Origin of the sequence: Halorubellus amylolyticus, from assembly GCF_034808145.1 — an archaeon.
Taxonomy (GTDB): Archaea; Halobacteriota; Halobacteria; order Halobacteriales; family Natrialbaceae; genus Halorubellus.
The window spans coordinates 43,059-63,489 of sequence record NZ_JAXHGM010000016.1 but is presented as its reverse complement, the minus strand read 5'-3'; the positions used below and the strand labels follow the sequence as shown (position 1 = coordinate 63,489).

Below are 20,431 nucleotides of genomic sequence, written 5' to 3'. Positions count from 1 at the left end.
ACGCCAAGGCAGAAACGGCTGACGAGTGGCTAAAATCATTCGCCTTCGCATGGAATCAGCTAATCTGAACGCGACCAAACGAACACGCCCCGTCTTCTTGACATGGGAGTGACTCCCCGAATAGTTCGTTAGCAAATGCGTGGATTTCACCACCGAACAGGCTCTTCTCTTGGTAGACCTTGTTGACTCGGGTAGCCCAGGCCGTTCCGTGAGTCCCATTTGCGGTTTCACAATCCACATGGAACGACGGCAGGCGTTTGTACGACAGCCCGTGTTCTTCGCAGCAATCCTCGCACTGGGTATAGAGATCGCGCCGAGCGGTAAGGACAGTCAGCGGGTTTCCGGTCTCCGCGGCCCATGCGACGACTCCATAACTCTTCCCGATGGATGGAAGTGCTTCAATTAGAACCGGACTCCCCTTGGAGAACCCTCGGTGAATTGCTTGGGATAGCCGGTCTCTCGCATTGTTTAGTAGTGGGGAAGACCCAACAGGTTCAGTATTTGATACAGATGTCATTATTTTGTAATTTGTAGTAGAACAGCCTCACTCGTCAGTAATATCGATTATTCAGAAACCGCAGACAAGTGCCGGGCCAAGGCTACGCCTCGGGGGCTTGTTCTCAATATAGTAACGCGGCGAGTGGTAATAACCTTGTCGACGCATCAGGCCCTGTACTAAGCTCTGAGACTCCAGTTCTCAACAACCAATCATGGATGTCATAGAACAGCTCGCAGCGGTTGATTTCAAGTCGTCTGGAGTGGACAGTCTGTTCAATTGGCGTGCCTACTAAACACTCGGGAAAGGGTGCGAGAGAACGGGGGATTTGAACGACATCTCGCCACCCGGTTGTGTTTTCACTAACCTGTATAAAAGAAGTTAGCTTAGTGGCAATCTGGTAGATTTCTCAACTCGATCTACCGATTCACTGGTTGCTCCATCACGGCACGTGAACCGTTCTATGCCACTCTCAACAATTAATAGAGAATCACTCCGGATTCCGGTGTGCGTCCGGTAAATCTATGCCGGTGTGGTTAACTTACAGCCCCGTACTGACAGTCTTGGACTGTAAGTAAGCGGGAGTTCCTGTTGAAGTACAGGGTTTACTGACTGTAACTCAATTACAGGGAGTACAGTGGGTATCCAGTGGGGTACAGTGGTAGTGTGATAGCCATATAGCAGACCGGTCCACGACGGAGCACCGTCGACGTGAGTTCCCCTGCAGGGGCACCCTCAGAGGCCCGGTGGCACTCCCTGTCGGCTTTCCTGTCGGTCTGAAGGTGTTCCCTACGTTCTGTCGGCCAAACGCAGTAGGGAGGCCGTCCGGGGCTGTACGGGTGTGGGCGGTGCTGTCTAACGGTTTTCGGTCAGCAGGGGTTGGATATGCCGAATAGCGCATAAAAGGGAGTGGAGTATAACTGGCGTAGCGTCCGATTTGGGTGGTTTTACTCTATTCCGAGTAACCAGACGTATGGAAGGGTGCGGCGTTCCCGTTGATGACCGGCGAAAACGAGGACGGGGTGAGTTACAGGCCCTTGATGAACGGCTGTCTGAGTCGCATCTTCGCGTTCTCGTTGAGTGGCTCGACGTTGTCTATCAACGATCTCCACTCGGCCTTGGTGAAGGACACCCAGTTGTCAACCTCCCCGTCCTTGTCGATTCGCCAGACGGTTTCGGCCAGCACCTTCGATTCGATCTCGCGTTCTTCCTCGCGCGAGGTAGTGGTGGCGTACTCTTTCATGAGTTCTTGCAGGCGCTTCCTGTCGATGTCCGGGTGATTGTTTTCGTCCATGATTAGCCCATACGGTCGAGTGCGTCGCGGCGGTCTTCGGGCGGTGCGTTGTCGTATCGGGCGGTCGTCCGAACGGACTTGTGTCGTAACTGTGCGCGAGCTGCGGCCAGGCCGTCCTCGCGGGCCATGTAGGTCCCGACAGAGTGACGGATCATGTACCACGACACCTTGCGGTTCTCCGTGGGGATGTCCGCGATCTTGAACAGTCGCTTGAGGACTTGCCGGAGCGAGTTGGTCTGATACGGGTTCTCGAAGCGAGTCAGCCACAGGGCGTCGGTGTCCGCGTAGTCGTCGTACTGCTCGCGCTCGGTGAGCCAGCGGTCGAGTGCGGTGGCCGTGCGTTCCTGCAGGCTTACAGTCCAGTTGCCGTCGTTCTTGGAACTCTCCTCGCGGGGAATCCGGAGAACTGCGTTGTCGACGTCTATCCAGGTCGTGCGTGCGCGCTCAACCTCCACAGGTCGAAGGCCAGCGTCGAGGCTCGTCCAGACGAGGCTGGGGAACTTCCAACTGTTCGCGCGCTCCCAGTCCGCAGGCGTGACGTCGCGCTTGTGTTTGCTGAGTCGCTGGGCGAGGTACGCCTTCCACTCGGAACGCTCCTCGGGGGAGAGGTTGTCGTACGTCGGGATGGAGCCGTACTCCAGGGCCGCCTGACGTATCCGACCCCGTTCCTCGCGCGTGAGGTAGTCCCGTGGCTCGCCCGTTCCGGACGGTTCCGTGAAGACGATCTCGGGGTCCCACAGTTCGCCGCCCCGTTCGTGATGTTTCCATTTGAACAGCCGCTTGATGGAACTCTGGGTGTTCGTTCGCGTGTAGTTCCCCTGGTCCCTCTTCGCGAGTTCCTTCATGTACGCGTCCGCGTGGTCGTGCGTGATGGCGGTCGTGTAGCCGTCATATTCGGCCCAGACCCAGCGGTAGAACGCATCGAGACGCTGGGCGGTGTTCTTGATGGTCGCGGTCGCGTATCCTTCGGCGTGGCTGGGGTTCTTGCCGAATACCAGCAGCCACTCCAGCAGGTTCTCGCGGTGGTCCTGGTAGTCGAGTTGTCGGCGGTCATCGAGTTCCGCGCGCGAGGGTTCGGGAACGAGGATGATACCCTCGATGGTGGCGTGAGTTTCGCTCATGCACGCACCCTGGTAGTTGGCTTGCGCTTGGAAATCGATAGACGGCGTCGGGGGTTGCGCCTGGTATGACACGTTCCCGAAATCGCCAGACGGCGGGCTGGTCGGTGTTCGTTGTTACGTGGGTTGGCTTGCGACATGACTTTTTCTCAGTTCATGCCACAGCCGAAAACTGCGAGACGGCGTAGACGTCTAACGTCCGGACGGAGATTTGAACTCCGGTCCCTGGCTCCGCAAGCCAAGAGGATAGTCCACTACCCTACCCGGACTCATCTCTACGTTTCGCCGTGGTACATAAGAGGGTTACGATGTGTGTGGGTGGAATCGCGGGGCGGCGCGTGGGGGCTGCTAGCGCGGGGGCTGGCTGAAAGTAATTTTTCACCGTGGGAAAGGGCTTTGAAATCAGGGGTCTTTCGGTGAGGTATGAAGCGACGGACGGTCTTGAAACGGGCGAGTGCGGTGACTGGCTCCCTCGCGGTCGCGGGGTGTCTGAGCGACGGGACCGGGAACGGTGACGGGTCGACGACCGACGAGGGCGACGGTGGCGAGTCGACGACGGAGGACCCGACGGGGACGGAGCCGGGGACGACCGAGGCGGCGATGTCGCTCGGTGACCGGTCGTTGGAGACGGTGAGTACGGGGTGTGGGACCGAGAACACCGCCGAGGTCGCGTTCGGTGACAGCGGGGCGTCGGTCGACGGGAAGATCCCCGCGAGCGACCCGTGTCACGAGGCGAAGTTCGTGAACGTCGAGTTGAACGACGGCGCGCTCACGATGACGCTGGAGGCGGTGGAGACGGACGCGGATTCGTGCCAGCAGTGCCTCGGGATGGTCGAGTACTCCGCCGGTATCGGGACGGAGAACGGCGTGCCGAAGTCGGTGACGGTCACGCACGAGGCGCAGGGCGAGACGACCGTCGTCGCCGAGTCGACGCGCTAGGGACCGGCGGTTCGTCGCGTTGACGGCGGTAAGCATCGGCGGGTCGTCGCCGAGTCGACGCGTGCTCGCGCGGACCGAGGGTTCTTGTAGTGGTGCACGCAAGGGTCGTCGATGTCGAGAACTCGTCGACGACCGCCACGTATCGCGGTCGCCGAGACGACCAGAGGACAACGCTTAAGCGGCGGCCAACCCTGCGAAACCGTACGATTATGGGCGCGATAGAGGACGTCTACGAGGACCTCGAGACAGACGTCTCCATCGAGGAGTTCCGGGAGGCGGTGGAGGCGAAGGTCGAGCAGATGGGTGGCCTCGCCGACGAGGAGTCCGCGGCGATGCTCGTCGCGCACGAACTCGAGGACGGCGAGGTCGAGGGGGTGAGTGACGTCGAACCGGGGATGGAGGACGTGAAGTTCGTCGCGAAGGTGACGTCGGTCGGCGAGAAGCGCGCGTTCGAGCGCGACGGCGACGACCAGCCGGACGGTCGCGTCATCAACGTCGAGGTCGCCGACGAGACGGGGAGCGTCCGGCTGGCGTTCTGGGACGAGAAGGCGGACGCGGCCGAGGAGGAGCTCGCGGTCGGTGACGTCCTCAAGGTCGGTGGGCGGCCGAAGGAGGGGTACAACGGCGTGGAGGTGAACGTCGACGACGTCGAACCGGCGCCGGATACGGACGTGAACGTCGACGTCTCCGGCGAGAGCACGATCGACGGCCTGAGCCTGGGGTTGTCGGACGTGAACGTGAAGGGGAAGGTGCTGGATACGGAGTCGGTGCGGACGTTCGACCGCGACGACGGGAGCGAGGGGCAGGTCGCGAACCTCGTGCTCGGCGACGAGACCGGACGGGTTCGCGTGACGATGTGGGACGGGCAAGCGGAGACCGTCGATGACGTCGCGGCCGGTGACAGCGTCGAGGTCGTCGACGGGTACACGCGTGAACGCGACGGCGACCTCGAACTGCACGTCGGGGAGCGCGGCGCCATCGAGGACCTCGACGAGGAGATCGCGTACGAGCCCGAGTCGGTCCCGATCGCGGAACTGGAGCTCGATACGACCGTGGACGTCGCGGGCGTCGTTCGGTCGTCGGACCCGAAGCGGACGTTCGACCGCGACGACGGGAGCGAGGGACAGGTTCGGAACGTGCGCGTGCAGGACGACTCCGGTGACATCCGCGTGGCGCTGTGGGGCGACAAGGCGGATTACGACATCGGGCCGGGGGACCGCGTGGCGTTCGCCGACGTCGAGATACAGGACGGCTGGCAGGACGACCTGGAGGCGAGCGCGGGCTGGCGGTCGTCGGTGACGGTGCTGGACGGGAACGCGACGAGCGCGGCCGCCGACGCTGCCGAGTCGGGTGCGGACGAGGCGACGGGCTTGGACGCGTTCGCGAACGACGGCGACGACGGCGGTGACGCGTCGACCGCGGGCGGGTCGTCGGACGACGGCGGTGCGGCCGCGAACGGGAGTGGTGGTGCGGTCACCGCCCAACAGCAGCAGTCCCGCGAGAGCGGCGAGCGCGTGGAGTTCACGGGGACGGTCGTCCAGGCCGGGAATCCCGTGGTGCTCGACGACGGCGAGGAGACGATGAGCGTCGACACCGACGCGGACGTCCACCTCGGCCAGGAGGTCACCGTGCGCGGCGACCTCGTCGACGGGCGCGTCGACGCCGACGACGTCGTCTGACCGGCGTCGCGGGCATCGCGCTCGCGACCCTCGCGAACCACCAGACCCGTTACGTGTCGAGCGTCCGCGACGGGAGTTCTCCGTCGTCCTCGTTACGTTTACGGAAACTACTAAGGCGTGGCCGAACCCGGAAGTGTGTATGAGCGTCGAGTTGCCGTTCGCGCCGGTGGATACGATCATTCGACGGAACGCAGGCGAGCTCCGCGTGAGCGCCGGTGCCGCCGAGGAGCTGGCGCGACGCATCCAGGAGCACGGCGCCGACCTCGCCGTGGACGCCGCGGAGGTCGCCACCGAGGACGGTCGGAAGACGCTGATGGCGTCGGACTTCGGCGTGACCGCCGACCTCGACGGCGACGACCTGGAACTCCCGATCGCGCCCGTGGACCGCATCGCGCGCATCGACATCGGGAACTCGTATCGCGTGTCGATGGACGCCCGGATCGCGCTCGCGGACATCCTCGAGGATTACGCGGACAACGTCGCGAGCGCGGCGGCGACGCTCGCGCGACACGCCGACAGACGTACCGTGAAGGCTGAAGACATCGAGACGTACTTCGCGCTCTTCGAGTGACCTCCAGATGAACTTCGGTTACAGCGAGACGTGCCTCGACCACGACACCGGGCCTCGGCACCCGGAGACGCCCGACCGCTTGCGCGCGATCCGCGAGGGCTTGAAACGCAAGCACGGCGTCGCGTACGTCGAGCCCGACCCCGCGGAGTTGGCCGCAATCGAGCGCGTGCACGACGCCGACTACGTCCGGGAGCTCCGCGAGTTCTGCGCTGACGGCGGCGGGGACTGGGACCCTGACACGGTCGCGGTCGAGGAGTCCTGGGACGCTATCCGCCAGAGCGCGGGGATCGCGCAGTGGGTCGCCGAGAGCGCGCTCGACGGCGACCAGGGACGCGACACGCCGTTCTCGCTCGGGCGCCCGCCCGGGCATCACGCGGTCGAGGCCGACGCGATGGGGTTCTGTTTCGTGAACAACGTCTCGGTCGCCGCGGACTACGCCCTGCACGAGCGCGACGTCGACCGCGTCGCGGTCGTCGACTGGGACGTCCACCACGGGAACGGCACGCAGGACATCTGGTACGACGACGACCGCGTGTTCTTCGCGAGCCTCCAGGAGTCCGGGCTCTACCCCGGCACCGGCGACGTCGACGAGATCGGTGAGGATGACGGCGAAGGAGCGACGCTGAACCTCCCGCTGCCCGCTGGCGCCGGCGACGCCGACTACGCCGCCGCCATCGAGGACGTCGTCGCGCCCGCCATCGAGCGCTACGACCCCGGCTTGCTGTTGGTGTCCGCGGGGTTCGACGCGCACCGCCACGACCCCATCTCGCGGATGCGCGTCTCCACGGAAGGGTACGCCATCATGACCGACCGACTGCGCTCGCTCGCCGACGCCGTCGACGCCCCAATCGGGTTCGTGCTCGAAGGCGGGTACGGTCTCGACGTCCTCGCGGAGGGCGTCGCGATGGTCCACGAGACGTTCGACGGCCGCGACCCCATCCCGACCGACGAGGACGTCGACGACGACGTCCGCGCGCTCCTCGACGACGCTCGCGACACCCACGACCTCGGCGACTGACGGGTGGCCGAGTCGGACGCGGTCAGGGAGCCGGGTCGAAGTACCGCGCGAGCTCCACGCCGAAGTCGTCGGCGAGCGTCGCGACCGCGTCGCCGGCGTGCACGTCGTACGCCTCGCGGAGTGCGGTCTCGACGTGCGTGCCGAGACGGACGTCGAACACGGCGTCGCTCGCGAGGAGGTCGACGGCGGTCGTGAACTCGCGGTCGCGTTCGACGACGTACCGGTCGTCGTCGACGAACGGCCCGTACGCGTCCTCGTCGGTGACGTACGTCTCGTAGAATCCCTTCGCGTGCGCGTCGACGTGCACCGGCGGGCCGTCGTGGCGCGTCACCGTCGGGCGCTCGGCGACCTCGAGTTCCGCGAGCAGCGCCGCGGCGTCGCGGTCCTCGGTCGCGAACGCCGCCGACCGCAGGACGTCGAACCCGCGACGGTCCAGTTCGTCGACGACGCCCGCGAGCGACCGGCGGAGCTGGGGCCAGAGCTGGTCGTCGACGAGGTCCGGCGGCGTGAACGCGAGCGCGACCGGCGTCGTCCCGCGGCGTGCGACGTGCTCGCGGACGCCAGCCGCGTCGAGCGGATTCGGGTCGTTCGACCGGAATCGGTCGACGGTCGGCTCCGCGAGGAGCGCTCGCGCGTGATGCTGGAGGCGCGCGACGTTCCGCGTCGAGCACACCGCGGCGACGTTCCGCTCCGGGTCCGTCGGGTCGACGACGACGAGCGCGTCGTCGAACGACGCCGCCGCGTGCCCCTCGGGGTCGAGTTCCACGGGCGGCCGCCAGTCGGCGGCCGCCGCGACGAACTCGCGGAACCCGCCGTACTCGAGGACGAGCAGTTCGGTGACGTATCCCGAGAACCCGCGCGTCTTCAGGTCGCTCCCGTACACGCCGACGCCCTTCAGGAACTGCTTCGTGACGCGGACGTCCGCGGCGAGGTCGTCGTCCAGTCGCGCTTCGAGGTACTCGTTGTGGAACGGCGTCCGGTCGACCGCCGACCGGATGTCCGCCGCCGACGGGACGCGATAACACGGCACGCAGTCCACGTCGAACCCCTCGTACTCGCCCTTGACGTACGGATGCTCGGCGAACTCCTCGCGGCCCTCCGGCAGGACCGCGTGCCCGACCTCCAGCCCCCACGCCTCGAGGTCCTCGCGAGCCACGTCCGGCGGGAACCGCACGAACAGGTCCACGTCACGGTCACCAGCGATCCACGTCCCGCGCGCCGTCGACCCGACCTGCATCACGTCCGGCTCCGGGCACAGGTCCGCGACCGCGCCCTTCGCGCGCGCCACGAGCGCGTCCGCGACCTCGCGCATCCGCGCCCACTCCGCGTCGTCCGGATCCACCCACTCGCGCACCTCGCCCACCACCCGCTCGAACGCGTCGTCGCCAGCAGCCTCGGACTCGTCGCTCATACACCACCACTCGCCGCGTCCCACGGAAAACCCATCGAAACCACCCCATCCACCCACGGAGACCACGCCCAAACCGCGCGACACACCCCCACACGCCCGACGGCGAAACGAAAGCCCTATACAGCGACCCGCGACAACACAGTATTGCAGAAGCCGTCGTAGCTCAGATGGTAGAGCACCACGCTGTTAACGTGGTTGTCCCAGGTTCGAGTCCTGGCGACGGCGCTTCTCCCACACCAACCACCACGTAGCTACCGGTCTCTCCCTCGCAGCACACTCGACGCCACAGATACGCGCTCCCGAATCGACCGACGCTAGTGGCGACATCAATCGAACCAACATGTTCTTAATTTGAGTAGTTTATGCTCGTCTGGTACGAGAGTACGGTCGATGGGTGAGTTCTACGGGAACCAGCATACTGCGGCAACCGACGAGGCGAAGTACGCGAGTCTACGGGAGGCGGTGCTGGCGTACGCCGCCGAGAACGGCGAGGCGCCGACGACCGAGGAGGCGGCGAACGACGACCGCTTCCGGTCGATCAAACCGATCTACAAGCGACTCGATGGCAGCTGGAACGACCTCCTCGAAGACGCCGGACTGGAACGAGGGGAGGTGGGAGAGTACGGGCCGGAGGAGACGTGGAAGATGCTGCAGGACCTCCGTGCGGTCCAGCAGGCGGTCGAGAGCGAGCATCTCACGTCACGCCAGTACGCCGAGCGAGGGGCCTACGGTGACGATACAATCAAGGAGCGGTTCGGGTCGTGGTCCGAGGCCTGCGAGCGTGCGAACGTCGACGCTGGCGAACGGTACGGCGAGTCGTGTGAGGGCCCGCAGGGAGCGACCCTTGACAGTCGTCTGGAGCTGCAGGTCGCGGCTGCGCTGGACGACAGGGGCGTGGCGTACGAGGTCCATCCGGAACTGCCGGAGACGAACTGGCGCGGCGACTTCTACCTGCCCGAGTTCGACCGCTGGGTGGAGGTGAACGGGTTCGCTGACGGAGAGCGTCCGAACGAGGCGGACTTCGAGCGGAAACTCGAACACTACGCCCGGGCGGGGCTGGATTGCGTCGTCGTCGAGAGTGCGGACGACCTGCTCACCGAAATCGGTGCAGACCGTGGCGAACGGTGACTGCTCGGACAACGGGGTTGTGCGTATCCGGCAGACTCAAGAGGGTCTGTCCGCAATCGCCGATAGAGGGCCCTTAGCTTAGTCTGGTTCAAAGCACCCGGCTCATATCAGTTGTTTGACACAAACGGCGCGGTGGCGTGGGTGTCAAGACTGTGGGACACCGGGCGATCGGTGGTTCAAATCCGCCAGGGCCCATCCTCGTCGTGCTTCGATTTCTTCGCGCACTGAGCCGTGAGACTCTTTGTCGTGGGATGGATAGGGGGGGTCGATGAGCGAGTACTACGTGATGGTGGGTTCGCGCGAGGTGGAGGGGCCGTTCGGTGACCGGAAGTCGGCGAAGCGGCGGGCTGACGAGTTGAACATGAACGAGGTGGGGACGAACTACACGGTCGCGAAGGCGTAGCGCGAGCGTCAGCGCTCGGTGGCGGTGGTGCGGGGTCGTGCTCGGGAGTGCTGGATGCGGACTGGTTTTGTGGATGGCCTGCGCGTGGTCTGGTATGGACGACCGAGTTCGCGAGCACGCGGAGGTACTGGTCGAGTGGAGTGCGCGCATCGAGGAGGGCGATGACGTGGTGGTGTCGGTGAGTGAGGGTGCGCACGAATTGGCGGTGGCGGTGGCCGAGGCGGTGGGGGAGCGTGGTGCGAACATGGTGCAGTTGTACTCGTCGGCGGAGGCGAGTCGTGCGTATCTGCGAGCGCATCCGGGGGAGTTCGAGGTCGGTGAGCACGAGCTGGCGCTCGTGGAGAACGCGGACGTGGGGTTGCGGTTGAGGGCGAGTCGGAACGCGAGTGCGTCGGTGGACGTGGACGCGGAGACGCGTGCGGCGAAGTCGAAGGCCGAGGAGGCGGTGCGGGAGGCGTGGATGGATCTGGATTACGTGTCGACGCTGCATCCGACGCGAGCGCTCGCGCAGCAGGCGGAGATGTCGTACGAGGCGTATCAGGACTTCGTGTACGACGCAATCCTCCGGGATTGGGAGGCGCTGGCGGATGAGATGGCGCGGATGAAGGAGCTGCTGGACGAGGGGAGCGAGGTGCGGCTGGTCGTCGGCGACCACACGGACGTCTCGATGTCGGTGGAGGGGCGGACGGCGGTGAACTCGGCGGCGAGCGTCGCGTACAACTCGAGTAACCTCCCGAGCGGGGAGGTGTTCACGGCGCCGTACGATACCGAGGGCGAGGTGTCGTTCGACGTGCCGATGACGTTCCGCGGGAAGCAGGTGCGGGACGTCCATCTCGTCTTCGAGGACGGCGAGGTCGTGGAGTACTCGGCGGGCGTGAACGAGGACGTGCTCGGGGACATCCTCGACACCGACGACGGCGCGCGTCGCCTCGGCGAGCTCGGCATCGGGATGAATCCGGGCATCGATAGGTTCACCGACAACATCCTGTTCGACGAGAAGATGCGTGATACGGTCCACATGGCGGTCGGGCGTGCGTACGACGCGAACCTGCCCGAGGGCGAGTCGGGGAACGAGTCGGCGGTGCACGTGGACATGATCACGGACGTGAGCGAGGAGTCGCGGCTCGAGGTCGACGGCGAGGTCGTCCAGCGCAACGGCGTCTTCCGGTGGGAAGACGACTTCGACGCGCAGGCGTAGGACGGCGCGTTAGGCGTCCGTCTTCGCGGTGAGTTGGAGCCAGCGGTCGCCGCTCGGTTCGACGGTGACGTCGGCGAAGCCGGCGTCGGTGGCGAGGGCGTGGACGTCGTCGCTAGCGTAGCGTTCGAAGTACCGGTCGTCGTCCGCGTGCCGGTCGGTGCCTTCGCGTTTGAGGGTGGCGACGAGCGCGCCGGGTGCGTCGAGGACGCGACGGAACTCGCGGAGCGTCCCGGGGACGTCGCGGCGGGGGACGTGGAGGAGGCTCGCGCACGCCCAGACGCCGTCGAAGGTCGAGTCGGTGAACGGGAGCGTGCGCATGTCACCGCGGACGAGAGGGGCGTCGACGGTGTCGTGGGCGCGTTCGACGAACGCGCGGGTGAGGTCGATGCCGACGACGTCGTAGCCGCGGTCGGTGAACGCCGCGGTGTCAGACCCCGGACCGCAGCCGACGTCGAGGATGCGGTCGCCGGGGAACTTCGGGTCGACGTCGTCCCAGAAACGCGCGGCGATGGATTCGGTCTCGTACTTGTCGACGAACGCGTCGCTGTCGGTCTCGTACGCTCGACTGGTGCGAGCGAGTTCGTCCATGACAGCGCGTTCCCGGCGGACTGACAGGTATCTTTCGGGTGGCTGAGACGGGGTCGGTTCACGTCACCGCGACCGCACCGCGAGTCGCACAGCCGTCGCTCGACGAAAGGTCGTAGGTTGAGAGGAGTAAGCCCCCTTCTGTTCGGCCCGGCATTCGGCTGAGCGTCCACATCCGTGTCCGAGCTACCTTGTGGTGTGGACTTGCACCGGCGAGGATTCGCCGTTCCATCCGCTCTCGCCGGTCGAGGCTCGGTGGGTTAGCTCCCTTCCCTCGCGGGTCGGTTCGCGCGCTCACGGCTCGCGCCGTTCGCGCCGGGCGGTGACTCGCGTCACCGCTCGCACCTCATCGCTCGCGGCGAGTGGTCTCGTTTCTGTTCCAGCGCCAGCGGTCTCCCGCTCTGGACTTGCGTCCAGTCGCCTGCCCGGACGGTGGGGGGACTTTCCTCGCTCGCCCCGCGAAGGGCAGCGGTGGCCGGGCTCTCTCTACCGACTGGACGTAGACCACTGGCGTGGATAACTCCTGCGGTGACCGCTCGAACCGAAACGAAAGCGTTCAAGAGCGTTCCTCCCCGTGATAGGTGTATGTCGAAGGCGACAACCGCCAGTTTCTCGTACGATGACGGCGCGCGAGCCGTCGAGCTCGCTCGCGAATCCGTCGAGTCGTTCGTCGTCAACGGGCAGCGCGAACAACCCGGGAGTATGCGTGATGCCTTCTACGAGCGAACTGGTGCGTTCGTCCGCCTGGAATCCACTCGCGGCCGAGGGAGCCTCCGCGGGTGCGCGGGTGGCTACGAGAGCGACGAACGCGTCGGTCACGTCATCGTGGACGCCGCCATCGAAGCGGCGAGCGAGGACTCGTGTGGCTCCGAGATCACGCCCTCGGAGCTCGACAACCTCACCGTCTCGCTGTGTTACGTGAACAACGTCGTCCTGACGGACGACCCGGTCGCCGATATCGAGATCGGTCGCCACGGCGCCGCCATCGACACCGGCACCGAGTCCGGGTGGCTGTACCCGACCGTGCCCCTCGAGAACGGCTGGAGCGCCGAGGAGTACCTCGCTCGCGTCTGCCGGAAGGCCGGCCTGGCGCCGAACGCGTACGAACGCGAGGACGTCATGGTCACGCTCTTCGACGGCCAGGTGTTCCGCGAGCGCGAACCCAACGGGAGCGTGCAGGAGCTCCGCTAGCGGTCGACGGGAAGCGTGCAGGAATAGCGGTCGACGCCTCCGAGTGCTGGTTCTACTGCGAGCGTTCAAGTAGGGAGCCGCGGCGACGGTCGGCGTGCCAGACGCGTCGGTACGTCGACGTCCAGGCGGGAGTGCGACTCGCGTCGACGCCAGCGGCCGTGACGAGTCGCCTGCTCGCCATTCGACGCGAGCGACTGCCGTGAGCGACGGGAGTCAGTAGTCGACGCGGCGGGCGTCGGCGAGACACCGGTCGGTCGCGTCCCCGAGGTCGAACTCGCGGACGACGTCGCCGTCGTCGAGCAGCGGTTCGAGGAGCGGCGTGCCGTCGGTCGGGCCGGGGCGGTCCGCGAGCCCGACGTGATGCGCGCCGTCGTCGGTGCGGTACACTTGCTTGACGCCGCCGAGCTTCCCACGTTTCGAGATGGGCTCGCCGTCGACCGCGACGATATCGAGCGAGAAGTCCACGGAGTTCGCGTCCGTGATGGCGCTCCCGACGCCGAACCCGTCCACGACGTCCCGTAGCTCGCGGAGCGCCGCGGGGCCGAGCCCGCCCGAGACGAAGACGTCGACGTCGTCGTGCCCGCGGGCGTCGAGCGCCCACTGGACCTCGCGGACGATGTGCTCGAAGTCCCCGCGGCGACTCCCCGTGGTATCGAGGCGGACGCCGTCCAGGTCGTCGCCGAGCGCATCCACCGCCCGCAGCACCTCGTCCTTCTCGTCGGTGAACGTGTCGCAGAGCGCAATCCGCGGGACGTCCGCGGGCGCCGCGTCGTCGAACGCCCGCCACGCCGCCTCCTGGTTCCCGCGCCCGAAACACAGCACGAGTGCGTGCGGCATCGTCCCACTCGCGTCGCGACCGAGGACGTCGCCCGCGGCGACGTGACTGAACCCGTCCAGGCCCGCCAGCAGCGCGCTCCGTTCGACGACCGCCGCGATGCTCGGATGGACGTGGCGTGCGCCGAAGCTCAGCACGTTCGACTCGGGCGCCGCACGTCGCACGTCGAGTGCGGCGGACGCGAACCCGCTCGCGTGCGAGAGGTAGCCGAGTAGCGACGTCTCCAGGCGCGCGAACTCGAGGTAGTCGCCCGTGATCCGCATCACGGGGCCGCCGTCGAACAGCCGTCCCTCGCGGAGCGCGTGGACGTCGAGGTCGCGGCCTTCGAGGAGCGCCGCGGCGTCTCTCACGCCCGCGAACGCCTCGAACTCGCCGTCCGGGAACTGGTCCGCCGTCACCTCCGCGACGACGCGCGGGTTCCGCCCGGCGCCCTCGAGGGCTTCGACCGTCCGGTCGAAGTACGCGTCCGTCGCCCGCCCCGACAGCACGGCGTCGTCGGGGATCGTGTCGAACGTGTCGCTCATACGCGGGCTTCGAGCGGCCCGCCGAAAAGCGAGTCGGTCCCGTCGTGCACGACGAGCCGACGGTCGCGTTCGTCGTCGACCAGTCAGTTCCGCGGCTCGTGCACGCCGTCGAGCGCGCCGACGGTCGGCGCGTTCACGACGAGGACGGTGTCGCCGGTGCGGACGACGCGGAACGCGTCCGCGAACGCGCCCTCGCGGACGACGAACACGCCATCGCCGCGAGCCGTCGCGTCCTTCGACGCGAGGAGGTCGCGGTACGCGTCCACGAACTCGCGCGCATCGGCCTCCGTGTCCCACGTCGTCTCCCAGACGTAGCCGTACTCGCCGTCGTTCTCGTACGCGACCAGACGGTCGCCACCCCAGCCGGCCGTGATGGGGTGGTCGTACGTGAACCGCGAGAGCGGGTCGTCGTTGCTCGTGTAGTGAGCGTTCGGTATCTGGCCGTTGAACCAGAACATCGCGTACGTGGTCGCCTCCCCGACGACCTGCGGGCTGCCGACGCGACTCCACGCGGCGTTCGACCGGTCGTCGACGACGACCTCGTCGGGGCGTTCCTCGGGGTACGCGTCCGGGTGGATGACCTGTTCGGTGCTCTCGGGGTGTGCGTCGAACGCGGCGTCGACCGCGTCCCAGCCACCGCGGTCGTGGAGCGCCGCGACGAACGTCGACCCTTCCGCGTACGGGACGAACGTCGACGCGAACAGCCCGCGGTTGTACGCCGGCGCGCCACCGCCCCCCTCGCTGTCGGGGGCGTCGATGCAGTCGTACGTCCCGTTCGCGCACCGTTGCTCGTACACGTGCTCGACGTAGTTCGCGTCACCTTCGACGATGCCGCGGCCGGCGAGCGTCGCGTCGCGCGTCCGACCGTCGACCCGGAGCGTCAACTGCTGGTCCTGGAGCGCGTGCTCGAGTTCGTGCACGAGCGTCGCTCGCGAGATACCGAGGTCCGACCCGCTCCCGATGACGACGATCCGGCCGTTCGTGTAGTACCCCTGGACAGCGGACCCGTACAGTTCGTCGAACGCCGCCGTGACGCCCGCGTCCTCGCCGACGACGAACGTCGCCTCCCAGAGTTGCTCCTCGGTCGGCGTCCCCTGCGGGTCGTCGGTACCGCCCGACCGGTACTCGTCGCGCGAGAGCACTCGCACCTGGACGTCCTCGGTGAACTCGTGCCCGCGGATGCGCTCGATTCGCGCCGTCATGCGCGCACTCACGACCTCGAGTTCCGCCTTCGAGAGGCCGTCGTTCGCGGTGACCGCGACGGAGTCGTTCCACCAGTACCCGTCCTCCCACCCGATGACGTCCTCGTTCGGGTCCGGGCGATTCGACTCCGGTTCCTCGATACCGCCGACGTCGAGGAGTGCCGAACAACCCGCGAGCGCGACGACGGTGACGAGCGCAAGTGCGACGAGGAGACGACGCATCACGGGCACTTGGTGACGCGCGAACAAAACGATGCGGTGAATCGAGACCCGGGAGTGCGCGAGTCAGGCGCCGACCCGGACGGCGTTCGTCGGCGCGGTCGCGTTCGTCGCCCCGGACGCGTACTCGGGCTTGATGGCGTCGACGGCGTCGACGTTCGGGCCGTTCACGACGACGACGCGCGTCCCGTCGACGACGACGCGGAACGAGTCCGCGTACGCGTTCCCCGAGACCGTCCACGTGTTCTCGTCGACCCGTTCGGCGCCGAGACCGTTCAGGACCTGGAGGTACGCTGCCCGGAACTGTTCGGCGTCCCGCTGGGTGTCCCACTCGGTCACCCACACGTAGCCGTCCTCGTCGCTGTTCGCGGACGTGTACGGATACACGCGGTCGCCGGCCCAGCCGTCCGACGGCGGGGCGCTGTAGTTGTAGAGGTCGAACTCGCCGTCGGCGGTGAAGAGCGCGCGCCAGTCGACGATGTCCAGCCCGAGGCCGCCAGCGCGCTCGGGGTAGGACGCGTACCAGAACATCGAGTAGATCGACACCTCGCCGACGGTATCGTAGCCGTCGACGCCCTGTCCCTGGAACGTCCGCCAACCATCGGTCGCGGTGTCTTCGTAGTCGATGGTCGCAGGCGGTTCCGCCTCGTCCGACGTCCGCGCGTGGATGACGGTCTCGGTGGACGCGGGCGGGTTCCGCATCGCCTCGTCGACGAGCTCCCAGCCACCGGCTTGCTTCAGGCGGTCGACGTAGTTCGGGCCATCGGCGTACGGATTGAAGACCGTGACGTAGATACCGAAGTTGAACTCGCCGCCGCCACCGCCAGAGGACGGTGTTGCGACGCAGTCCCACGTGCCGTTCACGCAGTAGTCCTCGTACACGTACTCGACGTAGTTCGCGTCGCCTTCGACGATACCGTCGACGGCGAGTCCCGCGTCCTGCGTCGGTGCGCTGTACGTGGACTGACTCAGGTTGAAGTACTGGTCTTGGAGGGCGTGCTGGAGCTCGTGGATGAGCGTGGCGTTACTGATGACCGGCGTCTCCGGGTTGTCCGAGATGATGACGATGGCGTCCTCGGTCGAACTGTAGTACCCGCCGACGCCCGAGGAGTAGAACTGCGAGAGCTCCTGGGTGACGTTGCGTTCCTCGCTGGATATGAACAACGCCTCCCAGACCTGGTTGTTCCAGTCGGACTGCGCTTTCGGCGTGCCCGCGCCACTGGACTGGTTCGCGTACTCGCTGCGCGGAACGACGTCCACGGGCACGCGCTGCTTGAACTCCTTGTTCCGGATGACCTCGACGCGCGCCATCGCACGGGAGACGAACGCCTCGATCTCAGCGTCGGTGAGGCCGTCGGACTGGTCGACGTCGATGGATTCGTTCGCCCAGACGCCGTCCTCCCACCCGAGGACATCCTCGCTCGGGTCGGCGGGTGCGTCGTCGCCGCTCGTGGTCGTCGTGCCCGGCGCTGTACTGGTCGTGTCGGGGACCGTGGTCGCGTCGGTCGCACCGTCGGTCGTCGCCGCGGGGCCGCCCGGGGCGTTACAGCCGGCGAGGACGACGGCGAGGACCACGAGAACAGTTGCCAGTCGCTTCATGCGTAACAACCGGGACTACGAATTAAAGAAACGCCCGGTCGGAGCGACGTGAATGGGCTACCGACCGGCATCGCGGTCGTCGCGTCCGACGTGACGCATCCGGGTGGGCGTCTGGTGGAGCCGAAGGATTGGACGCATCCGGGTGGGCATCTGGTGGAGCCGAAGGATTGGACGCATCCGGGTGGGCGCCTGGTGGAGCCGAAGGATTAGGGGGGAGGCGGGCGGACGTTCGAGTATGCACGCAGATTCCGAGTCCGCCGCGCTCGTCGTGGTCGACATGCAGAACGGGTTCTGTCACCCCGACGGAAGCCTCTACGCGCCCGGGAGCGAAGCTGCCGTCGACCCGGTCAGCGCGCTCGTGGACCGGGCGCACGACGCCGGCGTCCGCGTGGTGTTCACGCGCGACGTCCATCCGCCCGAGCAGTTCGACGACGCGCACTACTACGACGAGTTCGAGCAGTGGGGCGAGCACGTCCTCGAGAACTCCTGGGACGCCGAACTCGTCGACGAACTCGACGTGCACGACGACGACCACGTCCTCGAGAAGCACACGTACGACGCGTTCCACGAGACCGAGCTCGACGGCTGGCTGTCCGCGCGCGGCGTCGACGACCTCGTCTTCTGTGGGACGCTCGCGAACGTCTGCGTCCTCCATACAGCCGGGTCCGCGGGCCTCCGGGACTACCGGCCGGTGCTCGTCGAGGACGCCATCGGCGCCATCGAGGACGGCCACAAGGAGTACGCGCTCGAGCACGCCGACTGGCTGTTCGGCGAGGTCGTCGACGCCGACGACGTCACCTTCTGAAACCGGTTCGTCGGGCGGGCCGTCGGTCGGTTCGTGGCGGCCGCGTCAGTCGTCGGCGGCGAGCCACTTGTCCGAGTACGACGTCCCGCACGTGCAGTGAGCGTACGCGTGCACGACGTCGCCTTCGGTGTAGAGCCCGTCGAACTCCTCGTCGTCCTTCTCGTCCTCGCTGAACGCGAACACGAACTCGACGACGTGCTCGGCGTCGGAGTCGTCTTCCGCGTCGGGACAGTCACCGGTCGTGAGGTCGTGCCCGATGGGGCTCTCGGTCCCCATGGCGCCCTGCGCGAAGTTCATCGCGTCCATCCCGGTAGCGGCGTGGAACGCGTTCCGGCCGCTCTCGCCGTCGACGACGATGACGATACCATCGGCGGTGCGAACGCCGTACTTCTCGAGACGCCCGAGGTCGTCCACGTAGTCGTCCGCGAGGTAGATCGCCACGTCGTCCGGTCGGTCGCCGGCGAGGAACGCCTCCCGGCGCGCTTCGACGTCAGTCATGGGACGTACTCGACGGCCGAGGCTGAAAAACTCCGCGTGTTCCCCGCGCTCGCAGGACGACCCAAGTCACGTCGACGACCACGCCACCGCCGGCGCGCCCGCAGTCACTCCCGGTTCTCGACCTGCTCCGCGATGTCAGATAGACTCTCGTCGGGCGCCTCGTGGTCCGTGTAGAACGACCGTTCACCTGGTGCACGCAACCCGTACAGGAACCCCTCCTCGACGACGTCCACGAGCACCGACCCGCCCGGCTGGCGGTTCACGTCCTCGCACCACGCCGCCAGTCGGTCCTCGCCCGAGCGGTCGCGCGCGCCGTCGGGCGTGTCGAACGCCCCGGCGAGCAGGTACGTGTCGTCGGTCAGATGTCGCTTGACCTCCGAGTGTCGGGTGTCGCCGTCGACGACGACCCGCACCACGTCCCCAGACGGGAACCTGTCCATCTCGTCGCCAGGGATCTCCACCCGCAACCGATCCATCGCACCGTGCTTCACGAGCGTCGCTCGTATCGTCGGCACGGCATCCGAAGAAACGCGGTCGGCCATACCCCCTATGAGTGACGCCGACGCCTAAACCCGTCGCTATCGGGTTCGAGAGACAAGAGCGCGGTGCGCGCCGAGGGCGACGCCCTCAGGAGAACTACGACGCACCGAACTCGGGACCGTCGTTACTCGTCGTCTTCGTCGTCCGCGAGCCCGAGGAGGGACTCGACGGACTCCTCACCGGCTTCGGCGACCGTGACGTTGATCTGGACGACCGCGTCACTGACCTCGCTCCCACGGACCGTCAGGCGCTTTCGCTTCCCGTCGCGGTCCTGGTTGTAGCCGACGCCGTCCTCCTTCATCAGGACCTCCTTGAGGTCCGGGCCGGCGACGTTCCCGCTCATCGGACGACCGGCCTCGTCGCTCCCGCCCGTGATCTCGAGCGTGTAGCCGTCGAGGCCGAGGGCACTACCGTCGACCTCGTCACCGATCGTCTTCCCGACGAAGCGATTCGCGTCCTGTCCATCGACCTCGAGCTGGTGCGCAAGCCCGGACTCGGGGTCTCCAACTACGACGTTGAAACTGGGCATACCGGGACCCACACGGAGCGCGTAAAAAACACCATCGAAACCCGGCTCGCAGCCACATCGACGCGAACCAACGCGCTACCCCCGTTCCCGCAGCGTCTCCGCGACCGCCACCGCACCGCGACTGCACCGCGACCGCTCCGCAACCGCCACCGCACCGTCACCGCACTGCTACCGTCACCGCACCGTCACCGCACTGGAACCGGCGGCCTGGCGGCCACCGGATGCTTCCGGAGTCGGGCAGCCGACGCACGTATGTGCCTAGTACTCGTATCTCCTGTCGTGAAACCGGGTCGCCTGGAGCTGGCGCTGGAACGCGAGTACGGCGGCGAGTCCCGCGTCGTCGTCCGGCAGGCCGTCGACCTCCGGGACAGCGGGTACTATCGCGAGGACGTCGGCGAGGACCTGACCGTCGACGCCATCGTCGACCATCTCTCTGACGCGCCCGCGAAGTGCACGGACGCGGTCGAACGCTGGAACTGGTGGGTCGGGTCGCTCGCGCTCGCGTACGGGAACCGGTACGCGCAGTTCACCATCCGCCGCCCGCCGGACGTCGGGAAGGACCCGTACCGGTAGCATGACAGTGGCGTTGCACGAGCGGTCGTTCGACCGGATCGACCACCCAGGTGAACCCGGGGACGACCGGCGCTTC

At 66.7% G+C, this 20,431-nt stretch carries 20 protein-coding genes, 3 tRNA genes and 1 other RNA gene; 12 read left to right on the top strand and 12 right to left on the bottom strand.

Annotation, left to right across the window (positions count from 1 at the left end; all coding sequences use genetic code 11):
* Positions 1 to 1,523 precede the first annotated feature (1,523 nt).
* From SM754_RS20090 to SM754_RS20080, 3 genes are all read right to left on the bottom strand, one after another.
* Positions 1,524 to 1,790 carry a hypothetical protein gene (locus SM754_RS20090; RefSeq protein WP_323677921.1) on the bottom strand — a complete coding sequence of 89 codons (267 nt, stop codon included), beginning with the start codon at positions 1,788 to 1,790 and terminating at the stop codon, positions 1,524 to 1,526.
* Between the two features lie 2 nt (positions 1,791 to 1,792).
* Entirely contained in the window at positions 1,793 to 2,911 is a 1,119-nt protein-coding gene (locus tag SM754_RS20085; RefSeq protein WP_323677920.1) for a tyrosine-type recombinase/integrase, read from the bottom strand.
* Positions 2,912 to 3,104: 193 nt separating this feature from the next.
* Positions 3,105 to 3,177, bottom strand: a tRNA-Arg gene (locus SM754_RS20080).
* A gap of 154 nt (positions 3,178 to 3,331) precedes the next feature.
* Here SM754_RS20080 and SM754_RS20075 point away from each other — a divergent pair.
* From SM754_RS20075 to SM754_RS20060, 4 genes are all read left to right on the top strand, one after another.
* On the top strand, positions 3,332 to 3,847 hold the full coding sequence (locus SM754_RS20075; RefSeq protein WP_323677919.1) for a hypothetical protein: 516 nt from the start codon (positions 3,332 to 3,334) through the stop codon (positions 3,845 to 3,847).
* A gap of 209 nt (positions 3,848 to 4,056) precedes the next feature.
* Positions 4,057 to 5,526 (top strand): single-stranded DNA binding protein, encoded by a 1,470-nt coding sequence (locus SM754_RS20070; protein WP_323677918.1) that lies wholly within the window; start codon positions 4,057 to 4,059, stop codon positions 5,524 to 5,526.
* Between the two features lie 139 nt (positions 5,527 to 5,665).
* Entirely contained in the window at positions 5,666 to 6,097 is a 432-nt protein-coding gene (locus SM754_RS20065) for a histone (RefSeq protein ID WP_323677917.1), read from the top strand.
* Positions 6,098 to 6,104: 7 nt separating this feature from the next.
* Positions 6,105 to 7,115, top strand: a complete 1,011-nt coding sequence (locus SM754_RS20060) for a histone deacetylase family protein (RefSeq protein ID WP_323677916.1) — start codon at positions 6,105 to 6,107, stop codon at positions 7,113 to 7,115.
* A gap of 22 nt (positions 7,116 to 7,137) precedes the next feature.
* Here the strand turns inward: SM754_RS20060 and cca are convergent, their stop codons facing one another.
* Positions 7,138 to 8,526 (bottom strand): CCA tRNA nucleotidyltransferase, encoded by a 1,389-nt coding sequence (gene cca / locus SM754_RS20055; protein ID WP_323677915.1) that lies wholly within the window; start codon positions 8,524 to 8,526, stop codon positions 7,138 to 7,140.
* Between the two features lie 152 nt (positions 8,527 to 8,678).
* Between cca and SM754_RS20050 the strand changes: the two genes are divergently transcribed.
* From SM754_RS20050 to SM754_RS20030, 5 genes are all read left to right on the top strand, one after another.
* A tRNA-Asn gene (locus tag SM754_RS20050) sits at positions 8,679 to 8,751 on the top strand.
* A 165-nt stretch (positions 8,752 to 8,916) separates the two neighbouring features.
* Positions 8,917 to 9,654 (top strand): homing endonuclease associated repeat-containing protein, encoded by a 738-nt coding sequence (locus SM754_RS20045; RefSeq protein ID WP_323677914.1) that lies wholly within the window; start codon positions 8,917 to 8,919, stop codon positions 9,652 to 9,654.
* Positions 9,655 to 9,721: 67 nt separating this feature from the next.
* Positions 9,722 to 9,849 (top strand) — tRNA-Ile (locus tag SM754_RS20040).
* A gap of 73 nt (positions 9,850 to 9,922) precedes the next feature.
* Entirely contained in the window at positions 9,923 to 10,057 is a 135-nt protein-coding gene (locus SM754_RS20035) for a hypothetical protein (protein ID WP_323677913.1), read from the top strand.
* A 94-nt stretch (positions 10,058 to 10,151) separates the two neighbouring features.
* Entirely contained in the window at positions 10,152 to 11,255 is a 1,104-nt protein-coding gene (locus tag SM754_RS20030; RefSeq protein WP_323677912.1) for an aminopeptidase, read from the top strand.
* 9 nt (positions 11,256 to 11,264) lie between these two features.
* Here the strand turns inward: SM754_RS20030 and SM754_RS20025 are convergent, their stop codons facing one another.
* Positions 11,265 to 11,843: a class I SAM-dependent methyltransferase gene (locus tag SM754_RS20025; protein WP_323677911.1), complete on the bottom strand. Its 579-nt coding sequence runs from the start codon at positions 11,841 to 11,843 to the stop codon at positions 11,265 to 11,267.
* Between the two features lie 115 nt (positions 11,844 to 11,958).
* Positions 11,959 to 12,331: RNase P RNA component (rnpB, locus tag SM754_RS20020), an RNA gene on the bottom strand.
* 94 nt (positions 12,332 to 12,425) lie between these two features.
* Here rnpB and SM754_RS20015 point away from each other — a divergent pair.
* Positions 12,426 to 13,031: a TIGR00296 family protein gene (locus tag SM754_RS20015; protein ID WP_323677910.1), complete on the top strand. Its 606-nt coding sequence runs from the start codon at positions 12,426 to 12,428 to the stop codon at positions 13,029 to 13,031.
* 213 nt (positions 13,032 to 13,244) lie between these two features.
* Here the strand turns inward: SM754_RS20015 and SM754_RS20010 are convergent, their stop codons facing one another.
* The 3 genes from SM754_RS20010 to SM754_RS20000 all read right to left on the bottom strand — a co-directional run bounded on the left by SM754_RS20010 (position 13,245) and on the right by SM754_RS20000 (position 17,410).
* Positions 13,245 to 14,390, bottom strand: a complete 1,146-nt coding sequence (locus tag SM754_RS20010) for a nicotinate phosphoribosyltransferase (RefSeq protein WP_323677909.1) — start codon at positions 14,388 to 14,390, stop codon at positions 13,245 to 13,247.
* Positions 14,391 to 14,473: 83 nt separating this feature from the next.
* Positions 14,474 to 15,814, bottom strand: coding sequence for an Hvo_1808 family surface protein (locus SM754_RS20005; protein WP_323677908.1), 1,341 nt, complete (start codon positions 15,812 to 15,814; stop codon positions 14,474 to 14,476).
* 63 nt (positions 15,815 to 15,877) lie between these two features.
* Positions 15,878 to 17,410 carry an Hvo_1808 family surface protein gene (locus SM754_RS20000; RefSeq protein WP_323677907.1) on the bottom strand — a complete coding sequence of 511 codons (1,533 nt, stop codon included), beginning with the start codon at positions 17,408 to 17,410 and terminating at the stop codon, positions 15,878 to 15,880.
* A 235-nt stretch (positions 17,411 to 17,645) separates the two neighbouring features.
* On the opposite strand from SM754_RS20000, the gene SM754_RS19995 reads away from it, so the two are divergent.
* The gene (locus tag SM754_RS19995; RefSeq protein WP_323677906.1) at positions 17,646 to 18,215 is read left to right on the top strand and encodes a cysteine hydrolase family protein; all 570 of its coding nucleotides are present in this window, start codon (positions 17,646 to 17,648) and stop codon (positions 18,213 to 18,215) included.
* A 45-nt stretch (positions 18,216 to 18,260) separates the two neighbouring features.
* Here the strand turns inward: SM754_RS19995 and SM754_RS19990 are convergent, their stop codons facing one another.
* From SM754_RS19990 to SM754_RS19980, 3 genes are all read right to left on the bottom strand, one after another.
* The gene (locus SM754_RS19990) at positions 18,261 to 18,713 is read right to left on the bottom strand and encodes a DUF5807 family protein (RefSeq protein ID WP_323677905.1); all 453 of its coding nucleotides are present in this window, start codon (positions 18,711 to 18,713) and stop codon (positions 18,261 to 18,263) included.
* Between the two features lie 104 nt (positions 18,714 to 18,817).
* Entirely contained in the window at positions 18,818 to 19,255 is a 438-nt protein-coding gene (locus SM754_RS19985) for a DUF7112 family protein (protein WP_323677904.1), read from the bottom strand.
* 122 nt (positions 19,256 to 19,377) lie between these two features.
* A complete protein-coding gene (locus SM754_RS19980) occupies positions 19,378 to 19,782 on the bottom strand; it encodes a 30S ribosomal protein S6e (RefSeq protein WP_323677903.1) in 405 nt (134 codons plus the stop codon).
* 252 nt (positions 19,783 to 20,034) lie between these two features.
* Here SM754_RS19980 and SM754_RS19975 point away from each other — a divergent pair, with 252 nt between their 5' ends.
* The gene (locus tag SM754_RS19975) at positions 20,035 to 20,355 is read left to right on the top strand and encodes a WNWW family protein (RefSeq protein WP_501993833.1); all 321 of its coding nucleotides are present in this window, start codon (positions 20,035 to 20,037) and stop codon (positions 20,353 to 20,355) included.
* The last annotated feature ends 76 nt before the right edge of the window (positions 20,356 to 20,431 follow it).

Bases quoted from the DNA above. Each gene is read 5' to 3' on its own strand.
- SM754_RS20030 (WP_323677912.1), top strand. From the start codon at position 10,152: ATGGACGACCGAGTTCGCGAGCACGCGGAGGTACTGGTCGAGTGGAGT.
- SM754_RS19990 (WP_323677905.1), bottom strand. From the start codon at position 18,713: ATGACTGACGTCGAAGCGCGCCGGGAGGCGTTCCTCGCCGGCGACCGA.
- SM754_RS20005 (WP_323677908.1), bottom strand. From the start codon at position 15,814: ATGCGTCGTCTCCTCGTCGCACTTGCGCTCGTCACCGTCGTCGCGCTC.
- SM754_RS20060 (WP_323677916.1), top strand. From the start codon at position 6,105: ATGAACTTCGGTTACAGCGAGACGTGCCTCGACCACGACACCGGGCCT.
- SM754_RS20090 (WP_323677921.1), bottom strand. From the start codon at position 1,790: ATGGACGAAAACAATCACCCGGACATCGACAGGAAGCGCCTGCAAGAA.
- SM754_RS20015 (WP_323677910.1), top strand. From the start codon at position 12,426: ATGTCGAAGGCGACAACCGCCAGTTTCTCGTACGATGACGGCGCGCGA.
- SM754_RS19995 (WP_323677906.1), top strand. From the start codon at position 17,646: ATGCACGCAGATTCCGAGTCCGCCGCGCTCGTCGTGGTCGACATGCAG.
- SM754_RS20045 (WP_323677914.1), top strand. From the start codon at position 8,917: ATGGGTGAGTTCTACGGGAACCAGCATACTGCGGCAACCGACGAGGCG.
- SM754_RS20070 (WP_323677918.1), top strand. From the start codon at position 4,057: ATGGGCGCGATAGAGGACGTCTACGAGGACCTCGAGACAGACGTCTCC.
- SM754_RS20065 (WP_323677917.1), top strand. From the start codon at position 5,666: ATGAGCGTCGAGTTGCCGTTCGCGCCGGTGGATACGATCATTCGACGG.
- cca (WP_323677915.1), bottom strand. From the start codon at position 8,526: ATGAGCGACGAGTCCGAGGCTGCTGGCGACGACGCGTTCGAGCGGGTG.
- SM754_RS19975 (WP_501993833.1), top strand. From the start codon at position 20,035: ATGTGCCTAGTACTCGTATCTCCTGTCGTGAAACCGGGTCGCCTGGAG.
- SM754_RS20010 (WP_323677909.1), bottom strand. From the start codon at position 14,390: ATGAGCGACACGTTCGACACGATCCCCGACGACGCCGTGCTGTCGGGG.
- SM754_RS19985 (WP_323677904.1), bottom strand. From the start codon at position 19,255: ATGGCCGACCGCGTTTCTTCGGATGCCGTGCCGACGATACGAGCGACG.
- SM754_RS20035 (WP_323677913.1), top strand. From the start codon at position 9,923: ATGAGCGAGTACTACGTGATGGTGGGTTCGCGCGAGGTGGAGGGGCCG.
- SM754_RS20085 (WP_323677920.1), bottom strand. From the start codon at position 2,911: ATGAGCGAAACTCACGCCACCATCGAGGGTATCATCCTCGTTCCCGAA.
- SM754_RS19980 (WP_323677903.1), bottom strand. From the start codon at position 19,782: ATGCCCAGTTTCAACGTCGTAGTTGGAGACCCCGAGTCCGGGCTTGCG.
- SM754_RS20025 (WP_323677911.1), bottom strand. From the start codon at position 11,843: ATGGACGAACTCGCTCGCACCAGTCGAGCGTACGAGACCGACAGCGAC.
- SM754_RS20075 (WP_323677919.1), top strand. From the start codon at position 3,332: ATGAAGCGACGGACGGTCTTGAAACGGGCGAGTGCGGTGACTGGCTCC.
- SM754_RS20000 (WP_323677907.1), bottom strand. From the start codon at position 17,410: ATGAAGCGACTGGCAACTGTTCTCGTGGTCCTCGCCGTCGTCCTCGCC.